The following is a 7,846-nucleotide window of genomic DNA, read 5'->3' as shown; positions in this document are numbered from 1 at the left end:
GTCGCCGCGGCCGATGAAGTGGATGCGGCCGAGCGTCTGATAAGCGGAAGCCGCCGAGGGATCCAGCGCGAGCGCGCGCTCGACAGCCGCCACCGCCTCGTCCTCACGACAAAGCGAGAGGAGAACGGCGGCGCGGGCGCGATGGGCCTGAACGAACGTGGGGCGTAGCGCTAGAGCGCGATCCAGGCTCGAGAGAGCGCGCCCAGAGAGATCCGGCATGCTGAGATACTCCGCCTTGAGGTCGTAGGCCACGCCTTGCTGGGCGTGGGCGCTGGCGTAGTCGGGGTCGAGGGCGACGGCGCGCTCGAAGTACAGAATGGCGCGATCCAGGGCGTCGAGACTCTCGGCGCGCAGGTTGATGAGCCCTTTGGAGAAGGCCTCATAGGCCTCGACGGAATGGGTCTCGTACAGGTCGCGCACTTTCTCGGAGCTTCCGGGGAAACGGAGCTTGAGACCGGCGGAGAGCTCTCCCACCAAACGGTCCTGAAGCTCGAAGATTTCGGCCATGCGCCCGTCGACCATGAGACTCTGGATCGGTGTCTCGGTCGAGATCTCGCTGACCCGCGCCGTCACGCGCACCCGTTCATCCATTCGCTGGTAGCCACCACTCACCACGAGCTCGATTCCCAGCTCGCGCCCGATCCGGGCGGCGAAGGCCTCCTCGTTCTCCTCGAGGGCGCCAATCTTGCGAAGGATCTCGACGACGCGGCCCCGCGACACGACGGATAGTCCGCGCACGCTCGAGAGTCCCGCAGTCAGCGATTCAGCGATTCCCGTTCCCAGCCAGTCGTCCTCGCGTTTCCCCGTGATGTTGGTGAACGTGGTGACGGCGATGCTCGGCGTATCGGCCGGGGTGGTGGCCTCACGCCCGGCGAGAAGAGCACCCAGGTCGCGCGACACCACCGCCATATCCGGGTGGCGCTTGCCTCGTTCCTTCTCCAGCATGCGGAGCACGACCCGACCGAGCTCGCGGGCCAGGGGACCCTCGAGACGAAGGAGGGGAGGGGGAGCTTCGCGCAAAATCGCTTCCATCAACTCCACGGCGTTTCGTCCCTCGAACGGCCGGCGTCCCTCCAGGAGCTCGTACAGCAGGACTCCGAGGGAGAAGACGTCGCTTCGCGCATCCACCGTTCCGCCGCGCAGCTGCTCCGGCGACATATAGGCGAGGGTTCCCATCACGGCGCCCGGCTCTTTCAGGAGGTGGTGAGGCCCGCTCCAGGTGGCGGTATCCTCGCCTCCCAAAGGCTGGTACCTCGCCAGACCGAAGTCGAGCACCTTCACGAAACCGCGGTCGGTCAACATGACGTTTCCCGGTTTGATGTCGCGATGCACGATCCCCCGACCATGCGCCTCGGCGAGCGCTTCGGCGATCTGGCGGACGATTCCCAGAATCTCCAAGATGTCGAGCGTCCGCTCGGTGGACAGCTCCGCGAGCGTCCGCCCGGGGACGTACTCCATGGCGATGAAGCCGCGGCGGAGGCCTTCTCGCTCGACCTCACCAATCTCGTAAACGACCGCGATGTTGGGATGGGTGAGGGAGGAAGCCACCCGTGCCTCACGCACGAGCCGAGCCGCGGCCGCCTCGTCTTCATCGGTGCTCCCCCGCAGCATCTTCAGTGCCACGGGCCGGTGCAGGCGCGTATCTTCCGCGAGATAGACGACTCCCATCGAGCCCGCACCGAGCTCGTCCTTCACTCGGTAATGCCCAATCGTCTCGCCGAGCATGCTCCGGCCATCATACGGCGCGGTTCGAGGCGGGTCCATGATGAGGGGGGAACCTCCTTCCGCGAGGGATTGAAACGAGGCGCGGTCGCTATTGAGTCTCGGCAGCCGGCTCGAAGGAGATGAGCCAGACGTCCGACTCCGTGGCCGTCATCACGTAGTAGAGGGTTCGATTGTCTTTCGAGAGGGCGGGCATTTCCGCCGAGCCAGCGGGGAGGCTCAGCATCTCCCGGTGCTCTCGACTGATTCGGTCCACGACGAAGATCTTGTGGTCTTGCAGATAGCGCCGCTCTACGGTGGAAGGGCTCTGCCCCATGAATAGAAGATGCCGGCCATCGGCGGCCCACACGGGAAACCAACCGAAGTCCGTGAGCTTCTCGTACTCGCCCGTCGCCAGCTCCCAGGTGGCAATGCCGGCTCGAAGCCCCGCGCCGGTGAAGATGTGACCGGCGATGCGCTCTCCGTCGGGGGACCAATCCATCGGGACGAACTTGTTGCCCCTCTCAGAGTACGGCGGAAGCTCTTGCGGTTCTTGTTCGTCCCAATCCTTGTCGACGTCGACGATGAATCCCGAGGTCGACGCGTAGCTGAACCCGATCTGTTTGCCGTCGGGCGACCAGAAGGGGTAGCGAAGGTTCTGTTCTGGGATGTCGGTGAGCTGCCGAAGATCCGTTCCGTCGGCTCGGATCGTCCAGATCTCGTAGCTTCCCCCCCGGTTGGAATAGAAGGCGATTCGAGAACCGTCGGGAGAAAAGCGCGCCTGCCGGTCGCGATGAGGATCGTCGGTTAGCTGACGCCAGGAGCTTCCGTCTCGGTTACCAAGGAGGAGGTCCTCCTGTTGAGAGCCGCTTCTGGTGAAGACGACCGAGGCGCCGTCGGGAGAGGGCGATGGGGCATCGATCTGGCGGAGATCTCGGTAGAAGGGGCGGGGGTCGCTCAGTGGAGTCAGCGTCTTCGGGTCGAGATCCACCGCGAACATCCGGTGATCGATGGTTGACGAGGCGAACGCCATCCGCCGCCCACTCTCGGATACGGAGATGTGGCTCGCGAAGGAGGCTGGGGTCGTGAGCGGTTCGAGGTCGCCTCGGCGTTCCCCTGATGAGGAATCGATCGCCATCCGCCACAGGTTCATGCTCCCGCCGCGGTCGCTCGCGAAATACAGCTCGTCACGAACGGGAGAGAAGACGGGGTTCCAGTCGACGGCGGCGTCTTCCGTCAGCGCGCGGGGCTCCCCACCCTCGGCGGGGACCGTCCAGAGATCCCGCCTTCCGGTCCCCTCGACGAGGCCCCAGTAGGCGATCCGCTTTCCGTCCGCGGACCAGCTCGGCTGAACCGCGTCCCCGGTGGCGAGTCGCCGTGTTTCGCCGTTCGACAGCTCCACGACCCAAAGCTCGCTCGTCGTCGGCCGGTCGAACGGGTGGCGCGATATCGGCTCGGTGGCGAAAGCGAGCGCCGTTCCGTCGTGCGACCATGCCGGGTTCCATCCAAAGTCCGTCAGCCGCCGAACGAACTCTCCCGTCGCCCCCATGAGGAAGATCCCGCCCCCGTCGCGCGTCGAGCAGAAGGCGATCGACTCGCCGTCTGGTGAGAACGCGGGTTGAGTCTCGTCGTCGGGAGAATCCGCGGTCAAGTTGATGGGGCGCTGACCCTCGGCCCGGAGAAGATAGATGTCCCAGTTGCCCGACGCGGGGCTGGCGTAGGCGACGAAGCGTCCGTCGGGGGAAATGGTGGGGAACGTTTCCTCGCCGGGGCTCGAAGTGAGCTGCGTGAACGAAGGCTGCAGCACCGGGGGAGACTCGCGGGTGCGAAAAGTGAAATAGCCGACGAGGAAGAGCAGCGCGGCGAGTCCCGCGGTGGCGGCGATCGGAAGCAACGAACGTTCCCGGGGGGCGGCGGCCACGCCGAACAGTCGTCGGGAGTCGAGCTCGTATTGGAGCTCCTCGAGCTCGGTTCGGAGATCGATGGCCGTCTGGTAACGCCGCCTGGCGTCCTTGGCCAGACAGCGCTTGATGATCCGGGAGAGCTCGCGGGGAATCCGGTGGTTCAGCTCGGTGACGTCAGCAGGGTTGTCTCTCAGGATCGAGGAGATCACCGAAGCGGGCGAATCCCCGCCAAAGGGCAAGCGCGCCGTAGCCATCTCGTAGAGAATGACCCCGAGAGAGAAGAGATCGGTGCGATGATCGATCTCGCGCCCTTCCGCCTGCTCCGGTGACATGTGAGAAACCGTTCCCACGATGAGACCGGAATGTGTCGCCGTCTCCTTGGAGGCCGTCTCGAGCTCCGAAGGCTTCAGTTTCGCCAGACCGAAGTCGAGCACTTTCACCCGCCCGTCCTCTCCGATCATGATGTTGCCCGGCTTGAGATCCCGGTGAACGATGCCCTGGTCGTGGGCCGCGGCGAGCGCGTCGGCGATCGCGATGGCGATCTCGAGGAGCTTGTTCAGCGCCATGCCGCCTTTCGGAATGAGCTCGCCAAGGGTCTTTCCGCGAACCAGCTCCATGGTGATGAAGTGGACGCCCCGGGCCTCCTCGAAGGAATAGAGATGGACGATGTTGGGGTGGTTGAGAGCGGCAATGGCTTTCGCCTCGCGCTCGAATCGCTTTCGGTGCTCGGCCGAGTCCATCTCCGGAGGCAGCACCTTGAAGGCAACGCTGCGTCCGAGCTTGGTGTCCTCGGCGACGTAGACGTGACCCATGCCTCCAGTGCCGAGCGAGCCGACGATCGTGTAGGGACCCACCCGGTCTCCGGCGCTGAACACCTCGGATGCGGCGAGCCCCAGGGCGCCGGCGACGTCCTCCCAGAGAGGCCCGGTCAAGGCCCCCTCCGGCCGCAGCACGTCGTCCTCGCCCTCGGCCAGTCGGAGCAGCTTCCTCACTTCCTGCTCGAGATCCTCGTCGCCGTGACAAGCCTGGCGCACCCACTCGGCACGACCCTCGGTCGGGCGATCGAGAGCTTCATCGAGAATGGCATCGACCGCCACCCAGCGGTCTTGTTGACTCGTTCCTCGTTCGAGGAACGTGAGAACGTTGGCAACGAACGGTTGCCAGGCTGCTTCTTGTTCCAGAACGACGTGATTCCGACTCTCCAGAGCGACGAAGCGGGCGTTCGGGATCTCGGCCGCGAGCCTCTGACCCTCGCGGAACGGAACGACCTCGTCGTGCCGACAATGGAGGACGAGCGTCGGTGCCTGAACTCTCGTCAGAAGGGAAGTGACGTCGATCTGCCCCGTTGCCTCCCGGATCCGAACGGCGTTTTCCGGCGAAGTCGTGATTCGCTGGAGATCGTTGAACCACTGGGCCTGCTCCTCCGTTGCCTCCGGCACGAAGAGCGAGGTGAAGACCTGTCGGAACGCCGGGTTTTCCTTGCCCCAGCCCTTGCGCATGAGCGTCTGAAGCGCCGTGCCGCGCTCCTTCTCATCGCCTCCACCACGCTTCGCCCAGCCCTCGGCGTAGCCGCCATGGAGAACGAGGTGGCTCACGCGGTCGGGATTTCGAACGGCGTAGGCGATGGAGACGGCGCAGCCCTGTGAGATGCCGAGGAGTGCGAATCGCTCGAGTCCCATCGCGTCCACCACCGACTCCAGATCGCTGACGAAGGCCTCGAAGGAGATGTCCTCGACGTCCCAGTCGGAAAGCCCCGTGCCGCGCTCGTCATAGCGAACCAGACGATGGTTTTTGGACAGCGCCCCGAGCAGGCCTCGCCACACCGGGCTCTCCCAGTCGAACTCCAGATGGTTGAGCCAGTTGGCGGTCTTCACCACCGGAACGCCCTGTCCGACGGCGGCGTAGGCGATGCGAACTCCGTCCCGGGTCGTGCAGAACTCGGTCTTCTGATTCGCGGACGTGCGGCTGGACACGATTACCTCTGACTATAACCGACCCCGCGCGGTCGCTCCAAGACGTCGCTTGGGTTTCTCCGATTCTCGACCAGGAACTATCGCTCTAAAATCGACCGTCGAGATAGGACGCCAGGTGGGCGCTCAGATCGCGCGCATCGTCGCCCGCCCCATCGATGAGACTCGACTTGCGGCGTCGAAGAAACGGCATGCCCATCACGTACATGCCGGGAGCTTCGGCGACACCCCCGTCGTGACGGATGCGGTCCTTGCGGTCGAAGACCGGCACCTCGAGCCACGAGGTGTCGGGGCGGAATCCGGTCGCCCAGATGATGGTCCGGATCGAGCCGCCCCCAAGGTCGAGACCAAGGGGAGGAGAGGCTTCGACTTCGGTTGGCTCGAAACGATGCGGCGGATCGGCGACGTCGTCGAGTCCGGATTGCTCCGCCCATTCATCGATCCGATCGAGCAGCCGGTTCATCTTTAGGTCAGCCAGAGCGCAATGGTTTCGCAACGATCCCGAGAACTGCGCCTTGCCGTTGTTGATTCCGGCGAGACGCCCGACGAGCTTGACGCCGACCCGGCTCAGCGAATTGAGATCGACCGACCGGCGCTCAGGGGTGCCCGCGAGCTGCATCGACGGCACGTTTCGGGCGCGCACGATTTCGTCGACCTCGTCGTAGCGGTCGTCGAGAACACCGGCTGCGTCCATCCACCACTCGATGTCCCGTCCCCGGTAGACACGGGGGGCGCGAACGTGCTCGCCCACGGAGAGGGTCACCGGTCGGCCAGAGAGTTGGATCTCTTCGGCAATCTGGGTGCCGGTGGCCGAGGCACCGACGACGAGCACGCCACCTTCCTCGAGCTGGCGCGGGTTGCGGTACTGCATCGGCGTGAGCGCGGTGATCGCGGGGGGCACGGCGTCTGCGAGGGCGGGGACGTTCGCCAGGTTGCACGCCCCGGTTGCCAGCACGACGGTCCGGCATTGCCAGTTTCCCTGAGTGGTGGCGACTTCGTAACCGTCGTCGCTGCCGCGCACCGAAATCACCTCGGTGTGGCTCCGAACCGGGGCCGCGATCACCTCGGCATAGCGCTCGATGAATGCGACCGTTTCCGGCACCGTACGGTAGCCATCGGGATCGTCGCCCACGTAGCCGTATCCCGGCAGCCGGCTCTGCCAGTTCGGTGTGAGGAGTCTCAGGGAGTCCCACCGCTCGGTCTTCCACGAGTTGGCCACCTCTCCGCGCTCGAGGACGACGTGATCTATCGAGCGTTCGCTGAGGCACCGGCTCATGGCCAGTCCGGCGTGGCCCGCCCCGATGATGACGGTGGTGATTCGCAGATTCTCAGCTGACTTCGACGGTTACGTTCGTCGGGTTGGTGATGATGTCATACACGGCCGAGCGCTTTTGTGACTGGGCAACGATGGCCCGGATCTCGTCGGGCGTCGCATCGGCGTCTATCTCGTAGGTTACCTTGATGCCGTCGAAGCCGTTGCGGACATCGCTGTCGATGCCGAGGATGCCCTGAATGTCCATCCCTGCTTCGAGAGTCGCCGTCACGGACCGCAGCTGGATCTCACGCATCTGCGCGACCGATGCAACACCCGCCGTGAGGCAGCTCGCGAGGCCGGCGAGGACGAGCTCCACCGGTGTGGCGCCATGGTCTTCGGAAGCGAAGATCTCGGGGTGATCGGCGTCGAAGGTGAACTCCGACTTGTGCTTCTGCTCCTCGCCGAGACCGAAGAACGTATTGATGGTGGAACGGCTGTGGGTCCCGTAGATCCACTTGCAGGTCGCGCGCCATTGGAACTGGGCGGCCTCGGGTGCCTTCTTCAGGGCTTCGCGCGCGTCGAGAAGGGCTGGGACGTTGACGCCGTTATCGATTGGTGTCTTCGTAGTGGCCATGATCTTGCTCCTTGAATGTTGGTGGATATGGTGAGCTTGCCTCTCTCGAACGGCACAGTATACCGATTTCGAGCAACACAGAGTGTTCAATGCCGTGGCCGGACCCGTTACGTCAGTCGCTCCGATCGTATGTGAGGACAAGTCTTGAACCCGTAAAGTCTTGCGTACCGTACGCAAAAAAGAGACCTCCTCCAACCGGATGGATTCTCGATCCGGTGCGCCGAATAGCCTCGCCCGCGGCGGCCGCGAGTCCCGTCCGTAACCATAAGCAAAATGTCGACTTAGTCTTTCAATATGAAGCCTAGCTTTTTGAAAAATTGAGGCATGACAATTGCTACTTCCGAAATGTCAGCTCTTACCCAGGAGGGATGCCAATATGAAG

At 64.2% G+C, this 7,846-nt stretch carries 4 protein-coding genes; all 4 read right to left on the bottom strand.

Going from position 1 to position 7,846, the window contains the following annotated elements; translation table 11 throughout:
• Nucleotides 1-1,725: FlgO family outer membrane protein (locus VEK15_14940; GenBank protein ID HXV61992.1), on the bottom strand; the 1,725-nt coding region annotated here is incomplete at its 3' end.
• Nucleotides 1,726-1,813: 88 nt separating this feature from the next.
• Nucleotides 1,814-5,578, bottom strand: coding sequence for an alpha/beta fold hydrolase (locus VEK15_14935; GenBank protein ID HXV61991.1), 3,765 nt, complete (start codon nt 5,576-5,578; stop codon nt 1,814-1,816).
• An 85-nt stretch (nt 5,579-5,663) separates the two neighbouring features.
• Nucleotides 5,664-6,899: an NAD(P)-binding domain-containing protein gene (locus tag VEK15_14930; GenBank protein ID HXV61990.1), complete on the bottom strand. Its 1,236-nt coding sequence runs from the start codon at nt 6,897-6,899 to the stop codon at nt 5,664-5,666.
• A gap of 4 nt (nt 6,900-6,903) precedes the next feature.
• Complete coding sequence (locus tag VEK15_14925; protein HXV61989.1) at nt 6,904-7,464, bottom strand: OsmC family protein; 561 nt, start codon at nt 7,462-7,464, stop codon at nt 6,904-6,906.
• Between the last annotated feature and the right edge of the window lie 382 nt (nt 7,465-7,846).

The sequence above is a fragment of the Vicinamibacteria bacterium genome, assembly GCA_035620555.1.
In the GTDB taxonomy this organism is placed as follows: domain Bacteria; phylum Acidobacteriota; class Vicinamibacteria; order Marinacidobacterales; family SMYC01; genus DASPGQ01.
Note: the sequence above shows the minus strand (reverse complement) of the source record. Positions and strands in the feature narration are given on the sequence as shown.

What these genes read in the sequence shown, in the direction of transcription:
- VEK15_14925 (HXV61989.1), bottom strand. Translation starts at nt 7,464, where the DNA reads ATGGCCACTACGAAGACACCAATCGATAACGGCGTCAACGTCCCAGCC.